This is a genomic window from Arthrobacter crystallopoietes BAB-32, from assembly GCF_000328305.2.
In the GTDB taxonomy this organism is placed as follows: domain Bacteria; phylum Actinomycetota; class Actinomycetes; order Actinomycetales; family Micrococcaceae; genus Crystallibacter; species Crystallibacter crystallopoietes_A.
Window position 1 is genome coordinate 20,382 of the sequence record NZ_ANPE02000079.1, and the last position, 17,165, is coordinate 37,546.

General features: G+C 64.6%; 14 protein-coding genes and 2 tRNA genes. 14 read left to right on the forward strand and 2 right to left on the reverse strand.

Going from position 1 to position 17,165, the window contains the following annotated elements:
* Window positions 1-28: 28 nt before the first annotated feature.
* On the reverse strand, window positions 29-2,581 hold the full coding sequence (pepN, locus tag D477_RS04970) for an aminopeptidase N (protein ID WP_005267803.1): 2,553 nt from the start codon (window positions 2,579-2,581) through the stop codon (window positions 29-31).
* 241 nt (window positions 2,582-2,822) lie between these two features.
* Here pepN and D477_RS04975 point away from each other — a divergent pair, with 241 nt between their 5' ends.
* From D477_RS04975 to D477_RS05015, 9 genes are all read left to right on the forward strand, one after another.
* The gene (locus D477_RS04975; RefSeq protein WP_005267805.1) at window positions 2,823-3,296 is read left to right on the forward strand and encodes a ribose-5-phosphate isomerase; all 474 of its coding nucleotides are present in this window, start codon (window positions 2,823-2,825) and stop codon (window positions 3,294-3,296) included.
* Between the two features lie 12 nt (window positions 3,297-3,308).
* Entirely contained in the window at window positions 3,309-4,193 is an 885-nt protein-coding gene (locus D477_RS04980) for an Fpg/Nei family DNA glycosylase (protein ID WP_005267807.1), read from the forward strand.
* A 70-nt stretch (window positions 4,194-4,263) separates the two neighbouring features.
* Window positions 4,264-4,334, forward strand: a tRNA-Gly gene (locus D477_RS04985).
* A gap of 104 nt (window positions 4,335-4,438) precedes the next feature.
* Window positions 4,439-4,510 (forward strand) — tRNA-Pro (locus D477_RS04990).
* Window positions 4,511-4,563: 53 nt separating this feature from the next.
* A complete protein-coding gene (gene tig / locus D477_RS04995) occupies window positions 4,564-5,958 on the forward strand; it encodes a trigger factor (RefSeq protein ID WP_005267809.1) in 1,395 nt (464 codons plus the stop codon).
* A gap of 220 nt (window positions 5,959-6,178) precedes the next feature.
* On the forward strand, window positions 6,179-6,808 hold the full coding sequence (locus D477_RS05000) for an ATP-dependent Clp protease proteolytic subunit (protein WP_005267810.1): 630 nt from the start codon (window positions 6,179-6,181) through the stop codon (window positions 6,806-6,808).
* Window positions 6,809-6,859: 51 nt separating this feature from the next.
* A complete protein-coding gene (locus D477_RS05005) occupies window positions 6,860-7,534 on the forward strand; it encodes an ATP-dependent Clp protease proteolytic subunit (RefSeq protein WP_005267812.1) in 675 nt (224 codons plus the stop codon).
* A 191-nt stretch (window positions 7,535-7,725) separates the two neighbouring features.
* Window positions 7,726-9,018, forward strand: a complete 1,293-nt coding sequence (gene clpX / locus D477_RS05010; protein ID WP_005267815.1) for an ATP-dependent Clp protease ATP-binding subunit ClpX — start codon at window positions 7,726-7,728, stop codon at window positions 9,016-9,018.
* Between the two features lie 52 nt (window positions 9,019-9,070).
* Window positions 9,071-9,691: a mycothiol-dependent nitroreductase Rv2466c family protein gene (locus D477_RS05015; RefSeq protein WP_005267817.1), complete on the forward strand. Its 621-nt coding sequence runs from the start codon at window positions 9,071-9,073 to the stop codon at window positions 9,689-9,691.
* Window positions 9,692-9,978: 287 nt separating this feature from the next.
* On the opposite strand, the gene valS is transcribed toward D477_RS05015, so the two are convergent.
* Complete coding sequence (gene valS, locus D477_RS05020; RefSeq protein ID WP_005267818.1) at window positions 9,979-12,600, reverse strand: valine--tRNA ligase; 2,622 nt, start codon at window positions 12,598-12,600, stop codon at window positions 9,979-9,981.
* Window positions 12,601-12,703: 103 nt separating this feature from the next.
* Here valS and D477_RS05025 point away from each other — a divergent pair, with 103 nt between their 5' ends.
* The 5 genes from D477_RS05025 to D477_RS05045 all read left to right on the forward strand — a co-directional run bounded on the left by D477_RS05025 (window position 12,704) and on the right by D477_RS05045 (window position 17,150).
* Window positions 12,704-13,078, forward strand: coding sequence for a DUF488 domain-containing protein (locus D477_RS05025; RefSeq protein WP_005267819.1), 375 nt, complete (start codon window positions 12,704-12,706; stop codon window positions 13,076-13,078).
* Between the two features lie 57 nt (window positions 13,079-13,135).
* Complete coding sequence (locus D477_RS05030; RefSeq protein ID WP_043845704.1) at window positions 13,136-13,885, forward strand: SDR family oxidoreductase; 750 nt, start codon at window positions 13,136-13,138, stop codon at window positions 13,883-13,885.
* Window positions 13,882-14,598: a sirohydrochlorin chelatase gene (locus D477_RS05035; RefSeq protein ID WP_005267821.1), complete on the forward strand. Its 717-nt coding sequence runs from the start codon at window positions 13,882-13,884 to the stop codon at window positions 14,596-14,598. Before D477_RS05030 ends, D477_RS05035 begins: the two co-directional genes overlap by 4 nt.
* A 99-nt stretch (window positions 14,599-14,697) precedes the next feature.
* Window positions 14,698-16,413: a nitrite/sulfite reductase gene (locus D477_RS05040; protein WP_005267822.1), complete on the forward strand. Its 1,716-nt coding sequence runs from the start codon at window positions 14,698-14,700 to the stop codon at window positions 16,411-16,413.
* Window positions 16,410-17,150 carry a phosphoadenylyl-sulfate reductase gene (locus tag D477_RS05045; RefSeq protein ID WP_005267823.1) on the forward strand — a complete coding sequence of 247 codons (741 nt, stop codon included), beginning with the start codon at window positions 16,410-16,412 and terminating at the stop codon, window positions 17,148-17,150. The genes D477_RS05040 and D477_RS05045 overlap by 4 nt, the downstream gene beginning before the upstream one ends.
* Window positions 17,151-17,165 lie beyond the last annotated feature (15 nt).

Below are 17,165 nucleotides of genomic sequence, written 5' to 3' on the forward strand. Positions count from 1 at the left end.
ATCCCGGCAGGCAAGCTTTGTTCGCCGCTTAGCGGTCGGCCGCCTGGGCCCGCAGCGCGCGCTCGATGCCGTCCCGGTTTTCCAGCACCAGGCGGCGCAGTGCAGGCGAGTCCGGGCCAACGCGGTCCAGGAATTCGTCCGTCCGCGCGACGGTGTCCTCGGTGGTCAACAGGGAGGGGTAAAGCCCGACGACGATCTGCTGGGCGATCTCATGGGTGCGGGTGTTCCACACATCCTGGATTGAGGCGAAGTAGGCGGCGGCATAGGGCTCCAGCAGCTTCCGGTCATGGAGACGGTTGAAGCCGGCGATGATGGACTGCTGCGTCGCGTTGGGGAGATCTCCTTCAACGACGACGGCGTTCCACGCTTCGGCTTTGGCGCTCGCCGTGGGGATGGCGGCTTTGGCCAGGGCCGCGGCGCGGGCGCCGGTGGCCGTCTTGTCGCGTTCCAGTTCGGCATCGATTTCCGGTTGGCCGAATTCGCCGCCAGCCACCAGGGACGTGAGCAGCTCCCACCGGAGGTCCGCGTCCACGGTCAGCCCCTCCAGCGTGCGCTCGCCGGAGAGCAGCGAGGCCACAGTCTGCAGGTGCCGCTCGGACCGGGCATGGGTGGCGAACGCCTTGACGAACTGGAGCTGGTTGTCCGATCCGGCGTCCGCTCCTTCGCTCAAATCCCAGAGGCGCTGCGCAGTGCGTTCGGTCAGCTCGTCGCGGTAGTCGGGGCTGACATAGAAGGCCAGCGTGGTGGCCAGCTGGCGCAGCAGGACCAAGACGACCGAAGAGTCTGTCTCATAGGCAATGTTGTTCAGGACCAGCTCGACATACTCGCGGGCCGGCGCCTCGCCGTCGCGGGTGGCGTCCCAGGCCGAAGCCATCACGAGGGTGCGCGGCAGCGACTGGCTGATGTCCTTCAGCCGGGCCGTGGAAGTGGCGAGGGAACGCTCGTCCAGCCGGATCTTGGCGTAGGCGAGGTCGTCGTCGTTGAGCAGCACGAGCTCCGGCTGCCGCAGGCCGGCCAGCGCCGGCACCTCGGTGCGCTCCCCGTCGACGTCGAGCTCTTCACGGTGAGTGCGCACCAGCTTGCCCTCGGCGTCGGAGTTGTAGAAGCCCACCGCCAGACGGTGCGGACGGATCGTCGGGAAGTCCGGAACCGCGGACTGAAGGATCGCGAAAGAGGTGATCGTGCCGCCGTCGTCCGTTTGGATCTCCGGCTTGAGGGTGTTCACGCCTGCAGTCTCCAGCCACTTGGCGGCCCAGTCCTTGAGGTCGCGGCCGCTGGATACTTCCAGTTCAGCGAGGAGGTCCTCCAACTCGGTGTTGCCCCAGGCATGCTTGCCGAAGTACTCGCGCACGCCGGCCATGAACTCCTCCTGGCCAACCCAGGCCACCAGCTGGCGCAGCACGGAGGCGCCCTTGGCGTAGGTAATGCCGTCGAAGTTGACCTGGACCGCTTCCAGGTCCGGAATCTCCGCGACAATCGGATGGGTGGACGGCAGCTGGTCCTGGCGGTACGCCCAGGACTTCTCCATCGACGCGAAGGTGGTCCAGGCCTGCTTCCACTCCGTGGCTTCGGCCGCGCAGAGGGTGGACATGAACTCGGCGAAGGATTCGTTGAGCCAGAGGTCGTTCCACCAGCGCATGGTCACCAGGTCGCCGAACCACATATGCGCCAGCTCGTGCAGGATGGTGATGGCGCGGCGCTCCACCATCGCCTCGGTGGGCCGCGAACGGAAGACGTAGTTCTCCAAGAAGGTCACCGCGCCGGCATTTTCCATGGCGCCAGCATTGAACTCCGGAACGAAGAGCTGGTCGTACTTGGCGAACGGATACGCGGTGCCGAACTGCTTCTCGAAGAACTCGAAGCCTTGCCGGGTCAGCTCGAAAATGTTCTCCGCATCCATGTACTGCATCAGGGACTTGCGGGCGAAGACACCGAGCGGGATGGTGCGGCCGTCCGAACTGGTCAGCTCGCTCCGCACGGACTGGTAGGGGCCGGCCACCAGCGCCGTGATGTACGACGAGATGCGCGGCGTCGGTTCGAAGGACCACGTGGACCGGGCACCGCCGTCCTCGGCGGAGCCGGCGGGCACCGGTTCGGGCGTGGGGGAGTTGGAGATGACGTCCCAGTGGGAGGGCGCCGTGACATTGAAGCGGAAGGTGGCCTTCAAGTCCGGCTGCTCGAAGACGGCGAACATGCGGCGGGAGTCGGGGACCTCGAACTGCGAGTACAGGTAGACCTCGTTGTCCACCGGGTCCACGAAGCGGTGCAGCCCCTCGCCGGTGTTCATGTAGAGGGCGTCGGCTTCAACCACCAGGACGTTGGACGCCGCCAACCGGGGCAACTGGATCCGCACGCCATCGGAAACTTCCGCCGGATCGAGCTCGACGCCGTTGAGCGTCACCTTGCGTACGGTCTCGGTGACCGCGTCAATGAAGCTGGAGACTCCGGCGGACGCCGAGAACCGCACCACGGTGGTCGAACCGAAGACCTTGTCGCCGCGGGTGAGGTCCAAGGTGACGTCGTAGGACTGGACCTCCAGCAGCGCGGCGCGCTCGCGGGCTTCGTCACGGGTGAGATTCAAACCTGGCACGGTCAGGCCTCCAATGTCGCGGTGTGGCGGGCCTTTCGCCGGGAAGTCTGAAAGAACCCCTGAATAAGGCGCCATTGTCTCACTGCCGGCCGCCCATGTGCAGTACCGGCGCGAAGCCGACTCCAATGTTGCGCTGCTGCTCCGGCGGCGTCCCGCTCCCGGCCGGGGTCAACGGGCGGGACGACCTAGTAGTCTTGATGCCGAGTTTCCCCTTGCCTGACGAAGGATTTCCATGCGCGTTCACATTGCCACCGACCATGCCGGACTCGAACTGAGCCACCACCTCATCAAGCACTTGGCCGGGAAGGGGTTCGACGTCGTCGACCATGGCCCGCAGGAATACGACGCGGAAGACGATTACCCCTCGTTCTGCATCAATGCCGCGCTCGCCGTCGTTGCGGACCAGGCGGCCGGCACGGAAGCGCTGGGCATCGTGCTCGGTGGCTCCGGCAACGGGGAGCAGATCGCCGCGAACAAGGTCAAGGGCATCCGCGCCGCCCTGGCCTGGAACCTCGAGACCGCGAAGCTGGCCCGCGAGCACAACGATGCGAATGTCGTGGCAGTCGGCGGCCGGCAGCACAGCGTGGAAGAGGCCACCGCCATCATCGAAGCCTTCCTGGCCGAGCCGTTCAGCAACGCGGAGCGCCATGTCCGCCGGATCGGGAAGATCGCACACTACGAATCCACTGGCGAAGTGCTGGCGTAAGTCCCGGCCGACATGCCTGAAGGCCATTCCATCCACCGGCTCGCCGCACAGTTCAACTCGGTTTTCGCGGGGGAGCGCCTTGCCGTCAGCAGCCCGCAGGGGCGCTTCGCGGCCGGCGCCGCGCTGATCGACGGCGAGAAGCTTGAGGCCGCGCATGCCCACGGCAAGCAGTTGTTCCTGGAGTTTTCGAACGGCTTGGTCCTGCGGGTCCACCTCGGCCTGTACGGAGCGTGGGATTTCGGGGGAGACAGCACTTTCCGCGGCTCCTCGAGCATTGGCGCTCCGCGCCGCGTGGGGGAGCGGGAAATGTACGACGACGGTGCTCCGGTTGCATACAGCGGCCCGCCCGAGCCTGTGGGCCAGGTCCGGGCGAGGCTGGTATCCAGCCATGGCTGGGCGGACCTTCGGGGTCCGACTGCCTGCGAAGTCCTCACCGGCGCCGAGCGCGACGCGGTCGTCGGCCGGCTCGGTCCTGATCCGCTGGATCCTGGAGCCGACGCCCAGTCATTCATCGAGCGCGTGCGCGCCAAAAAGACCGCAGTCGGAACGCTGCTGATGGACCAGTCCGTCGTGGCCGGCGTCGGCAATATCTACCGGGCCGAAAGCCTCTTCCGCCAAGGGATCAGCCCCTACGCGCCGGGAAAGTCCTTGTCAGCCGACGAGGTCCAGGCTCTCTGGCAGGACCTCGTCGGCCTGCTGCAGGACGGAGTCCGCGACGGCCGGATCGTGACCACGCGACCGTCGGACCGCTTTGAACCGGAGGGCGCTGCTGCTGCCACGGATGCGCACTATGTCTACCAGCGGCAGGGGCAGGACTGCAGGGTCTGCACGGCCGGCATCCGGCTCGACGACATGGGCGGAAGGAAACTTTACTGGTGCCCGGGCTGCCAGCAGTGAACGTAACTGCCGGCTGAGTTGGCTGATTTGTCAATGTGGCCGGGCGGCGTGCTAAAGTTTCAACGTCCTTGGGGATGTAGCTCAATGGTAGAGCCTCAGTCTTCCAAACTGATTACGCGGGTTCGATTCCCGTCATCCCCTCTGCACGAGGCGGGTCCGCAAGGGCCCGCCTTTTTTGCAGGCGGCAATTGCCGCAGCCAATTGTGCACAGGTGCGGCTTTGGCCGTAGACTTGCCTGTGCACTACGGGGCGTAGCGTAGTGGCTAGCGCGCTGCTTTGGGAGCAGGAGATCGCAGGTTCGAGTCCTGTCGCCCCGACTCTGTATTTTTGGTGCAGATCCCATCCAAATAACAACAGGAGTTCCAACGCTGTGAAGAGCGCCGTCGAAAACCTCACCCCGACCCGGGTCAAGCTCAATGTTGAGGTTCCCTTTGAGGAACTCAAGCCCAGCATCGATGAGGCCTACAAGACAATTGCTTCCCAGATCCAGGTCCCGGGCTTCCGCAAGGGTAAGGTTCCGGCGCGTCTGATCGACCAGCGTGTTGGCCGTGGTTACGTCATCGAGACGGCCATCAACGAAGGCCTTAATGGCTTTTACCAGAACGCGGTGCAGGAGAGCGGCATCCGACCGCTGAGCCGCCCGGAGGTGGAAATCACCGAGGTTCCGGATCCGTCCGCCACCGAAGGCCAGCTCGCCTTCCATGTCGAGGTCGACATCCGCCCGGAGATCGAACTGCCCGAGTACTCAGGTCTTGAGGTCACCGTCGAGGCCGCAGAAGCCGGCGACGCCGACGTCGAGAAGGCATTGGATGACCTGCGCGGCCGTTTCGGCACTCTCAAGACCGTGGACCGCCCGGCTGCCGCCGATGACTTCATCACCATCGACCTCAGCGCCAAGATCGACGGCGAAGAGGTCGACTCCGCTGCGGACCTTTCCTACCAGGTGGGCGCCGGCACCATGCTCGAGGGCATGGATGAGGCAGTGACCGGCCTGAGCACCGGCGAGGACGCAACCTTCATGACCAAGCTGGCAGGCGGCGAGCACGCGGGCCAGGAGGCTGAGGTCAAGGTCGTGCTGAAGGCCGTGAAGGAGCGCGAGCTTCCGGAGGCGAACGACGACTTCGCCCAGCTCGCCAGTGAGTTCGACACCATTGCCGAGCTCAAGGAAGACCTCGCGAAGCAGGCTGCGGACAGCAAGGTCATGGAGCAGGGCATCGAGGCACGCGACAAGGTCCTCGACAAGCTCGTGGAGCTCATCGAGGTACCCGTCCCGGAATCCGTGATTGAAGAGCAGCTGGAGCAGCACTTCCGCCCGGAGAACAGCCACGGCGAAGACCATGACACCGAGGAGCACCGGGCCGAGGTCCGCGAGAACACCGAGCGTGCGTTCCGCAACGAAATCATTCTCGATGCCGTAGCCGACAAGGAAGAGGTCGGGGTCAGCCAGGCCGAGCTGATCGACTACATCGTTTCGTCCGCCAGCCAGTACGGCATGGATCCCAACCAGTTCGCCCAGCTGATCGACCAGAGCGGTCAGGTCCCGATGATGGTCTCCGAGGTGCGCCGCCGCAAGGCCCTGGCCAAGGTGCTGGAACTGGCCAAGGTCACTGACAGCAACGGCTCCGAGGTCGACCTGAGCGATTTCGTCCGCCCGGCAGGTGCCGAGGAAGAGGACAACGTCGAGGACATGATCGAAGCCGCCGAAGCTGAGGCCGCCAAGGCCAGCCCGGAGGACGCTGAGGAGTCCGCAGAGTCCAAGGCGTAAGTACGCCTGAGCGGCCGCCCGTTCCCAATGGGAAGCGGGCGGCTGCTGCGTTTAAGGCGCTTGTTGACCCAGGGCCCCCGGCTATGCGCCGTCAGCGAACAGCCCCGGAAATAGGCAGAAACGAGCGCGGATCCGCGTTACTGTCCAAGAAGGAAAAAGAACCTTCGGCCCCGGCCGGGAACCGGCTGGGCCAGTGGTGAGAATCGAGAGGTATTTCGGAATGTCCAGTGAATCAGCCACTCCCAAGATGGCCACGACCGTTGACCCGGCGAGCCGCGAAGACTACATCTACAACCGGTTGCTGAAGGAACGGATTATCTGGCTGGGTTCAGAGGTCCGGGACGAGAATGCCAATGCGATCTGCTCCCAGCTGCTGCTGCTTTCGGCCGAAGATCCTGAGAAGGACATCTACCTCTACATCAACTCGCCCGGCGGTTCCGTCACGGCGGGCATGGCCATCTACGACACCATGCAGTTCATTCCCAATGACGTGGTCACCGTGGCGACCGGCCTGGCTGCGTCCATGGGGCAGTTCCTGCTGTCGTCCGGCACGAAGGGCAAGCGGTACGCCACGCCCCACGCACGTATCCTGATGCACCAGCCCTCCGGGGGCATTGGCGGCACGGCTTCGGACATCAAGATCCAGGCCGAGCTGATCCTGCACATGAAGCGGGTGATGGCGGAGCTGACGGCGGAGCAGACCGGACAGACCGTTGAAACGATCCTCAAGGACAATGACCGGGACAAGTGGTTCACGGCTGAGGAAGGCCTGGAGTACGGCTTCTTCGACCATATCTCGGCTCATGCCGGCGGGGTCACCGGCGGCGGCGGAACGTCGCAGAATTCGTAGGATCCGGCTGCTGCCGACCGCTAACAGAACATCACAAGCAGGAGCATGAACATGAACCCCAACTTCGCAGCCGCGGCTGGCGGCTACGCCCGCAACCTTCCTACGAGCCGTTATGTACTGCCGCAGTTCGAAGAGCGGACGCCGTATGGCTTCAAGCGCCAGGACCCGTACACCAAGCTCTTCGAAGACCGCATTATCTTCCTGGGAGTGCAGGTCGACGATGCCTCGGCCGACGACATCATGGCGCAGCTGCTGGTGCTTGAATCGACCGATCCGGATCGGGACATCACGCTGTACATCAACTCTCCGGGCGGGTCCTTCACGGCCATGACGGCGATCTACGACACGATGCAGTACATCCGCCCGGAAATCCAGACGGTCTGCCTTGGCCAGGCCGCCAGCGCCGCTGCCGTGCTGCTTGCGGCAGGCACTCCCGGGAAGCGGCTGGCACTGCCTAATGCCCGCGTGCTGATCCACCAGCCGGCACTTGGCGGCGGCGAACGCGGACAGGCTTCCGACCTGGAAATCCAGGCGGCGGAAGTCATGCGGATGCGCACCTGGCTGGAGGACACACTGGCACTGCACAGCGGAAAGACTTCGGTCGAGATCAACCAGGACATCGAACGCGATAAGATCCTGACCGCGGAGGATGCCCTCTCCTACGGCTTGATCGACCAGGTGCTGGATTCGCGCAAGATCAACAAGCCTGCGATCAACAAAGCGTAGCTCTTGTGCCGACAGGCTGTCTGGGCCCGCGGGGCGTAACAACGTCCCGCGGGCCCTTTGGTTACTGAAACTGTCAGTGAAGTGAATTAGAGTGGAACCTAATCAGCAGCCTCCTCACTCAAAGGGGATATCCCATCCAGGGACGTTCCGGAGGTTGTTCGTTCCACTAGGACCAGGTAAGGGGACCGATTATGGCTCGCATTGGCGAGAGCGCTGATCTGCTCAAGTGCTCTTTCTGCGGCAAAAGCCAGAAGCAAGTCCGGAAACTGATTGCCGGCCCGGGCGTCTACATCTGCGACGAATGCATCGAGCTCTGCAACGAGATTATCGAAGAAGAGCTGTCCGAGGTCGCGGACCTGGGTTCGTTCGAACTTCCTAAGCCGCGCGAGATTTTCGATTTCCTGCAGGAGTACGTGATCGGGCAGGAGCCGGCCAAACGCGCCCTCGCCGTGGCTGTCTACAATCACTACAAGCGGATCCAGTCCGGCCATGCCCCGAAGGGGTCGGCGAACCTTTCGGACGCCAGTCCGCTTGAGGACGTCGAGGTCGCGAAGTCGAATATCCTGCTGATCGGTCCTACCGGATGTGGCAAAACCTACTTGGCCCAAACGCTGGCCCGCCGCCTCAACGTCCCGTTCGCGGTGGCGGATGCTACTGCCTTGACGGAAGCCGGCTATGTCGGCGAGGACGTGGAGAACATCCTGCTCAAGCTGATCCAGGCCGCCGACTACGATGTGAAGAAGGCCGAGCAGGGCATCATCTACATCGACGAGATCGATAAGATTTCCCGCAAGAGCGAGAACCCGTCTATTACCCGGGATGTCTCGGGCGAGGGTGTCCAGCAGGCACTGCTGAAGATCCTGGAAGGAACGGTTGCCTCGGTGCCGCCGCAGGGCGGACGCAAGCATCCGCACCAGGAATTCATCCAGATCGACACCACCAACGTCCTCTTCATTGTTGCCGGCGCCTTCGCGGGATTGGAGGAGATCATCGGATCCCGCGCCGGTCGCAAGGGGATCGGGTTCGGTGCACCGCTCAGCGACGCCAGCAAGGACAAGGACGCGTACGGTGAGGTCATGCCCGAGGACCTGCTGAAATTCGGTTTGATTCCGGAGTTCATCGGCCGTCTGCCGGTCATTACGACGGTATCCAACCTCGACCGTCCCGCCCTGATCAGGATCCTCACGGAACCCAAGAACGCGCTGATTAAGCAATACCAGAAGATGTTCCATCTGGACGGTGTTGAATTGTCCTTTGAACAGGACGCTCTGGATGCGGTAGCAGACCTGGCGCTGGAACGGGGAACGGGTGCCCGGGGGCTCCGGGCCATCATTGAGGAAGCCCTGCTGCCCGTCATGTTCGACCTGCCCAGCCGGGACGATGTCGCCGCCGTGGTTATTACCGCAGACGTGGTAACCAGCAAGGCGGAACCCACACTCATTTCGCACGATGTCGTCGCCAAGCGAAGGAATAAGTCCGCCTAGCGGAGCGCTGGGCAGGAAAGATCTATATCCACCGCTCTTGAGGAGTTACCGCATGTCCGAAAGCAATGACGTTTCAACGGTTGATTTCTGGTTCGACCCGGCCTGTCCGTTCGCCTGGATTACTTCCCGGTGGATGCTTGAGGTCGAGAAGGTCCGGGAGCTCAAGGTCGAATGGCACGTCATGAGCCTGGCTGTCCTCAACGATGGCCGCGACGAACTGCCGGACAGCTACAAGGAATTCCTGAAGACGGCCTGGGGCCCGGTCCGCGTAATCATTGCCGCACGGGAGCAGCATGGCAATGAGTACGTCAAGAGGCTCTACGATGCCATGGGTACCCGGATCCACAATGAGGGTAACAAGGACACCAGCGCAGTCATCGCTGCTGCCTTGGCGGAGGCCGGCTTGCCGTCCGAGCTGGCAGCCTACGCCACCTCGAGTGAATTCGACGAGCAGCTGCGGGCCAGCCACGAGGAGGGAATCTCCCTGGTCGGCGACGAAGTCGGGACACCGGTCGTCTCGTTCAACGGGACGGCGTTCTTCGGTCCGGTCCTGACCAGGATTCCCCGCGGCGAACAGGCGGGGCGGATCTTCGACGGAGCGGTGGCCCTCGCCGACTTCCCGTACTTCTACGAAATCAAGCGCTCACGGACCACGAGCCCGGAATTTGACTGATTGATCACGCCATAGGTTTTCCAGAAATTTTTGGAATACCTATGCGTGTCGGCTTGCATGAGAGTATAAATATCTATACGCATCCCCCGAAAGATGCGGGAACGAACACCAAAGATTCAGAGACAAGCCAAGTGGACCCAGTTCCACTGACTGCCAGTCCGTGACGGGACTCGGAAGACCTGAAGATCCGAGGAGTTCGCGAGATTCCAAACGTCACTAGGAGTCATAGAGTCGAAGCCCCACCAACGGCTACACGCTGATGGGGCTTCCCCTATTTAACCGCCGCCTCAGGCCGGCGTCTCCGCCGGCGCGAGCTCCACTCCGTAGACAGTCAGCTCACCATCGGCTTCGACAATCTTCAGTTCCCGCGCGTTGCCCGCAGCCTTGAGGTCACCGATACCGGCCTGCAACTGCGCCACCTGGGCAGCAGAGCCACTGATGACGGCAGTGAGCACTTCGGTGCGCTGCTTGACCTTCGCCTCCGACTTCGCCTTGCGAATCCCGCCCAAAGCCTGGCCGACAGTGCCAAGAAGATCCTTGTCAGCACCGGCCGCGATGGGGGCCAAAGCCGTGCTGGCGGGCCATGCCGACTGGTGCACCGACCCGGCGCGCCACCAGCTCCAGACTTCCTCGGTTGCGAACGGCAGGAACGGTGCGAAGAGCCGCAGCAGGGTATCGAGGGTAGTGGCAAGAGTCGCCAGAACGGAGGCCTGCTCCTCGGCGCCGGCAGCACCGTAGGCCCGGTCCTTGACCAGTTCGACGTAATCGTCGGTAAAGGACCAGAAGAACGTCTCGGTGATTTGCAGGGCCCGAGCGTAGTCATAGTTCTCGAAGGCCGCACTCGCCTGGTCCACCACATCGGACAGCTGACCGAGCAGCGAAGTGTCCAGTGGATTGATGACGGCTGCTGCGTCCTTGGTGATCACCGAGTCCTGCGTTGCACCGAGGTTAAGGACGAACTTGGAGGCGTTCAGCAGCTTGATGGCCAGGCGGCGGCCGATCTTCATCTGCGCAACCTCGTAGGCGGTATCAGCGCCCAGCCGTGCCGAGGCAGCCCAGTACCGTACAGCATCTGCGCCGAACTGCTCCAGAACATCGGTGGGCACCACAACGTTGCCCTTGGACTTGGACATCTTCTTCCGGTCCGGGTCCAGGATCCATCCGGAAATCGCTGCGTGCTTCCAAGGGGCACAGGACTGCAGCGCGTCACCCCTGACGACCGTCGAGAACAACCAGGTCCGGATGATGTCGTGGCCCTGCGGGCGCAGGTCGAAGGGGAAGACCTTGCCGAAGAATTCCTCGTCGCGGCTCCAGCGACCCACAATCTGTGGCGTCAGCGACGATGTGGCCCACGTGTCGAGGACGTCGGTATCGCCGGTGAAGCCGCCGGGCACGCCGCGCTGGTCTTCGCTGTAGCCTGGCGCAGCGTCAGCCGCGGGATCCACCGGCAGCATGTCGTCGGCGGGCAGGATCGGGTTGTCGTGATCCGGATTGCCGGCGCCGTCGAGGGGGTACCAGACTGGAATCGGCACGCCGAAGAACCGCTGCCGGGATACCAGCCAGTCCCCATTGAGGCCTTCGATCCAGTTTTCGTACCGCGACCGCATGAAGGCTGGGTGGAAATCGATGTCACGGCCGCGTTCGATCAGACGTTCGCGCCGGTCGGCGTCCCGTCCGCCGTTGCGGATGTACCACTGGCGTGAGGTGACAACTTCCAGCGGCTTGTCGCCCTTTTCGAAGAAGTTGACGCTGTGCATCATCGTCTTCGGCTCGCCGTCCAGCTCCCCGGCGCCAGCCAGGAGTTCGACGACCTTTTCCTTCGCGGAGAAGACCGTCTTGCCTGCAAGTTCGGCAAAGTGCGCTTTGCCTTCCTCGGAGGTGATCCACTCGGGCGTGTCCGGGACGATGCGGCCGTCGCGGCCGACGATGGCTCGGGTGGGCAGCTGAAGTTCACGCCACCAGGTGACGTCGGTCAGGTCGCCAAAGGTGCAGACCATGGCAATGCCTGCGCCCTTGTCCGGCTTGGCCAGCGGATGCGCCTTGACCTCCACCTCCACGCCGAAGAGCGGCGAGGTCACCTTGGTGCCGAAGAGCTTCTGGTACCGCTCGTCATCCGGGTGGGCCACGAGGGCCACGCAGGCCGGCAGCAGCTCGGGCCGGGTGGTCTCGATATGGACCTGCTCGCCGCCGGCCGTCCGGAAGGGGTACCGGTAGTAGGCACCGGGCATCTCGCGGTCTTCCAGCTCGGCCTGGGCAACGGCGGTCCGGAACGTCACGTCCCAGAGAGTCGGGGCTTCTGCCATATAGGCATCGCCGGCGGCGAGGTTGGCCAGGAAGGCCCGCTGCGACACGGCGCGGGATACGTCGTCGATAGTGCGATAGGTCAGGTCCCAGTCGACCGACAGGCCCAGGGTGCTGAACAGGTTCTCGAAGACCTTCTCGTCCTCGACCGCCAGCTGCTCGCAGAGCTCAATGAAGTTGCGGCGGGACACGACATCGAAATCACGCTGGTTCTTCGCTGGCTTGGCCGGCGGCTGGTAGTCCGGGTCGTAGCCCACCGCCGGATCGCAGCGGACGCCGTAGTAGTTCTGCACACGCCGCTCGGTGGGCAGGCCGTTGTCGTCCCAGCCCATCGGGTAGAACACGTTCTTGCCCCGCATCCGCTGGTAGCGCGCCAGGACGTCGGTCTGCGTGTAGGAGAACATGTGTCCCACGTGGAGCGAACCGGAGGCGGTCGGCGGAGGAGTGTCGATCGAGTAGACCTGGCTGCGGTCGGTGTCCGGGTTGAACTTGTAGGTCCCCTCCTCGCGCCAGCGGCGGGACAGGGCATCCTCGAGCCCTTCGAGGGCGGGCTTGTCGGGGACGTTTACGGAAACGGGCGTGTCTGTGCCCGGGGAATGTTCTGCCATGCCAGCCATTCTTTCATGCGCCGGCAGGCCCCTTCACATCCGTAAGCTCAGTGCGGCAATTCAGGGGGTGCCGCCGGCGTGTCCTCCGCGTAGGATGCCCGTTATGGCTGCCATTCGGATCAAGCGGATCTACGAAGAGCGCACGGAGGACGACGGGTACCGGGTCCTGGTGGACCGGTTGTGGCCGCGCGGGGTATCCAAGGAGGCCGCCCACCTTGATCTGTGGTTGAAGGAGATCGCGCCCTCGCCCGAGCTGCGCAAGGAGTTTGGCCACAAGGAAGACAATTTCGATGCCTTCACCCATGCCTACCGCGCCGAACTCGACGATTCCGCGGCCGTGGAGCGCGCGGTGGCACTGGTGCACGAACACGGTACCGTGACCCTCTTGTACGCCGCCCGGGAAACCCGAATGAACCATACGGTGGTGCTGCGGGACTACCTGGAGGAGAGGCTGGAAGCCGAGCGCCGCCGTCGTTAGCCGCCCGATCCGGCACCGGCGACTGAAGGCCCCTGCCCTTCCCACTACGCTGAAGGCATGACCAAGCGAGCAGTAGTAACCGGAGCAAGTTCTGGGATCGGTGCAGCCTCGGTGCGGGCGCTGCGCAAGAGCGGCTGGGAGGTCGTCGCCGTGGCCCGGCGTGCGGACCGCCTCGCCGAGCTGGCCGCGGAAACCGGCGCTGTCGCCATGGCCGCCGACGTTACCGATGCCGGAGCCGTGGAACGGCTGGTGGGGGAGGTGCTGGCCGGTGGCGGGATCGATGCCCTGGTCAACATCGCGGGCGGTGCCTTTGGCGTGGACACGATGGCTGCCGGGAAGCTCGCCGACTGGCAAAAGATGTATGACGTCAATGTGCTGGGAACGCTTCGGATGATCCAGGGCTTCCTGCCGGCCCTGCGGGAGAACGGCGAAGGTTCGGTGCTGCTGCTGACCTCGACCGCGGGCCTGGTTGCCTATGAAGGCGGAGGCGGCTACGTGGCAGCTAAGTCCGCCGAGCATTCCATGGCCGGCACGCTGCGACTCGAGGAGGCGCAGCACAATGTGCGCGTGATCGAGATTGCGCCCGGCCTGGTGCACACCGAGGAGTTTTCGCTCAACCGCCTCGGCGGCGACCGGGAGGCGGCGGACCGGGTCTACGCCGGCGTCGAGAAGCCGCTGCTGGCAGAGGACGTGGCCGATGTCGTTGCCTATTCGCTGAACCTGCCGCATCACGTGAACCTGGACCAGATCGTGATCCGCCCAGTGGCCCAGGCCGCGGCGCACAAACTTATCCGGTCCCAGGCATGACCGGGCTTGGGTCACAGCTGCATGTGGTGGCCTGTGCCCACGGCACCGACAACGTCAGCGGGAGGGAACTGATCGACGGACTACGCGCTGACGTCGCTTCGGCCCTTGCGGCACGCGGGCTGCGGGCGCAGCTCCATGAGGCGTACGTCGACGTGCAGGAGCCGGCACTCGACCATATTGTCGCAGCGCTGCCGCCAGGAGAACCTGCAGTCGTGGTGCCGCTGCTGCTATCCACCGGATTCCATACCAGTGTCGACATCAGGCAGGCAGTCGACAGCCGTCCGGAAACGCGCGCCGCCCGCGCAATTGGCCCGGACCACAGGCTGGCGGAAGCGTTGGCCCGCCGCCTGGCCGATGTTGGCCTCGGCGAGGGCGACCGTGTCGTCGTCGCCTCTGCCGGGACGCGCGTGGAAGAGGGGCTCAAGGAGGTGCGGCAGGTGGCCGAGTGGTTGGCGGTAGAAGCCGGGCGCCCGGTGACTGTTGGATTCGGCGCCGCTGCGGAGCCTTCCGTGCAGGCAGCGGTGGCGGCTGCGCGCTCGGAGCCGGGGTGCCGGCGGGTGCTGGTGGCTGCCTATTTGCTGGCGCCCGGATACTTCCATTCCCAGCTTGCTAAGGCAGGGGCAGATGCCGTCGCGGCTCCGCTGCTGCCTGATCCGGCTGTTGCGGAATGTGTCGTCGAACGCCTGCTGGAGGCGCTTAACATGACGCCATAAGTCCCCGGGCTTTGCCATTTGTTGAGCGGTATTGAGCGGTGGGTCGCCGTATGAGGTCACAGTTGAAGGCGCTCGCAGGCCGCCCCTACGGTGGCTGCCATGACTCAGGCGATCGAGACTTCGACGGCTACGCAAACCAAGCGGCGTCCGTCCGCGAAGCCCCACGGACAGTGGAAAGTGGACGGTACGGCTCCGCTGAACCACAACGAGGAGTTCAAGCAGTTCGACAACGGCTTGAATGTCCGCGAGCGCATCGAGACGATTTACGCCAAAGAAGGCTTCGACTCGATCCCTTCGGACGACCTGCATGGCCGGTTCCGCTGGTGGGGTCTGTACACCCAGCGCAAACCCGGGATCGACGGCGGCAAGACGGCCACTCTTGAACCCCACGAGCTGGAAGACCGGTACTTCATGCTCCGGGTCCGGATCGACGGCGGGGCGTTGACCACCGAGCAGCTGCGGGTGATCGGCGGCATCTCCACCGAATTCGGCCGGGACACCGCCGATGTCACCGACCGCCAGAACATCCAGCTGCACTGGATCGATATTGCCGACGTGCCGGAGATCTGGCGCCGACTGGAGGCGGTGGGACTGTCCACCACCGAAGCCTGCGGCGACGTGCCCAGGGTGATCCTCGGCTCGCCCGTCGCCGGTATCGCCAAGGACGAGATCATCGATCCGACCCCGGTCATCCGCGAAATCTCCGACCGGTTCATCGGCGATGCGGAGCTGGCCAACCTTCCGCGCAAGTTCAAGTCAGCCATCACCGGCCACCCGTCGCAGGACGTGGTGCACGAGATCAACGACATTTCACTGGTCGGCGTGGTCCACCCCGAACTGGGTCCCGGCTACGACCTTTGGGTCGGCGGAGGATTGTCCACCAACGCCCGGCTCGCCGAACGTCTCGGGGCCTTCGTCAGTGAGGAGAACGCTGCGGCAGTCTGGCACGGCGTCGTCGCAATCTTCCGCGATTACGGCTACCGGCGGCTGCGGAACAAGGCACGCCTCAAGTTCCTGATGAAGGACTGGGGCGCGGAGAAGTTCCGCCGGGTCCTGGAGGAGGAGTACCTCGGGTTCGCCCTGCCGGACGGCCCTGCCCCTGCCCGGCCGAGCCAGCCGGGCGACCATGTCGGCGTGCACGAGCAAAAGGACGGTCAGTTCTACATCGGTGCCGCACCGGTCGTCGGCCGGGTCTCCGGGACGGTGCTCACCCGGCTCGCGGACCTGCTCGAGAGCCAGGGGTCCTACCGCCTCCGTACCACTCCGCACCAGAAGATCGTGGTGCTCGACGTGGCACGGGACAAGGTCGACGCCGTCGTTGCCGGCTTGGCGGAGCTCGGGCTGAGCAGCAGCCCGTCGGTCTTCCACCGGTCGACCATCGCCTGCACCGGCCTGGAATTCTGCAAGCTTGCCATCGTCGACACCAAGGACACTGCGGGACGGACCGTCGCCGGCCTTGAGGACCGCCTCGCCGACATCTCGGAGCGGCTGCCGGCGCAGCTGAGCCTGCACATCAATGGCTGCCCGAACTCCTGCGCCCGGATCCAGACAGCCGACATCGGCCTGAAGGGGCAGCTGCTGCCGGATCCGGACGGCGGACAGACCCCGGGATTCCAAGTGCACCTGGGCGGCGGCTTGGCCTCGACCGATAGGGACGAAGCCGGCCTGGGCCGCACCGTGCGCGGCCTGAAGGTCACCGCCGACGGGCTCGTCGAGTACGTGGACCGCGTGGTTCGCCGCTACGACGGACAGCACGTTGAAGGCGAGACCTTTGCCGAGTGGGCGCATCGGGCGGACGAGGAGGACCTGAAATGAGCTTGGACAACAAGCAGGTGGCCCGGCCTGCGCGCTCAACCGAGGAAACGCAGGCCCTGAAGGAACTCGCGGCGGCCGGTGCCGAAAAGCTTGGCTGGGATGCCCCCGCCGAACAGGTCGTGGCGTGGGTGCGGGAGAATTTCGGCCTGCGGGAGGCTGCCGTGGCCTGCTCGATGGCCGACGCAGCACTGCCGCACCTGGTCGCCGAGCAGCTGCCCGGCGTCGATGTCCTGTTCCTGGAGACTGGCTACCACTTCACCGAGACCCACGCCACGAGGACCGAAGTCGCCCGGGCGCTGGACGTCAGGATCGTGGACGTGCTGCCGGACCAGACCGTCGCCGAGCAGGACGAAGCCCACGGCCCCGAACTGTTCTCCCGTGATCCTGCCCTCTGCTGCCAGCTGCGGAAGATGGACCCGCTGCGCAAGGCACTGGCCCGCTACAAGGTCTGGTTCACCGGCGTCCGCCGGGATGAAGCCCCGACCCGGACCAATACCCCGCTCGTGGCTTGGGACGAGGCGCATGGCCTGGTCAAAGTGAATCCGGTCGCGCCGTGGAGCTTCGAAGACCTGACCGGCTACGCCGCCCGGCATGCCGTTCCGCTGAATCTGCTGCTGCAGCAGGGTTACCCGTCCATCGGCTGCCGGCCCTGCACCAGGCCCGTGGCGCCGGGTGAGGATCCGCGCGCCGGCCGCTGGGCAGGCCTGGCCAAGACCGAATGCGGCATCCACGCCTGAAGACCCGACCAGATC

Coding starts and splice junctions, on each gene's coding strand:
- D477_RS04975 (WP_005267805.1), top strand. CDS start 2,823: ATGCGCGTTCACATTGCCACCGACCATGCCGGACTCGAACTGAGCCAC.
- D477_RS04980 (WP_005267807.1), top strand. CDS start 3,309: ATGCCTGAAGGCCATTCCATCCACCGGCTCGCCGCACAGTTCAACTCG.
- D477_RS05000 (WP_005267810.1), top strand. CDS start 6,179: ATGTCCAGTGAATCAGCCACTCCCAAGATGGCCACGACCGTTGACCCG.
- D477_RS05005 (WP_005267812.1), top strand. CDS start 6,860: ATGAACCCCAACTTCGCAGCCGCGGCTGGCGGCTACGCCCGCAACCTT.
- clpX (WP_005267815.1), top strand. CDS start 7,726: ATGGCTCGCATTGGCGAGAGCGCTGATCTGCTCAAGTGCTCTTTCTGC.
- D477_RS05015 (WP_005267817.1), top strand. CDS start 9,071: ATGTCCGAAAGCAATGACGTTTCAACGGTTGATTTCTGGTTCGACCCG.
- valS (WP_005267818.1), bottom strand. CDS start 12,600: ATGGCAGAACATTCCCCGGGCACAGACACGCCCGTTTCCGTAAACGTC.
- D477_RS05025 (WP_005267819.1), top strand. CDS start 12,704: ATGGCTGCCATTCGGATCAAGCGGATCTACGAAGAGCGCACGGAGGAC.
- D477_RS05030 (WP_043845704.1), top strand. CDS start 13,136: ATGACCAAGCGAGCAGTAGTAACCGGAGCAAGTTCTGGGATCGGTGCA.
- D477_RS05035 (WP_005267821.1), top strand. CDS start 13,882: ATGACCGGGCTTGGGTCACAGCTGCATGTGGTGGCCTGTGCCCACGGC.
- D477_RS05040 (WP_005267822.1), top strand. CDS start 14,698: ATGACTCAGGCGATCGAGACTTCGACGGCTACGCAAACCAAGCGGCGT.
- D477_RS05045 (WP_005267823.1), top strand. CDS start 16,410: ATGAGCTTGGACAACAAGCAGGTGGCCCGGCCTGCGCGCTCAACCGAG.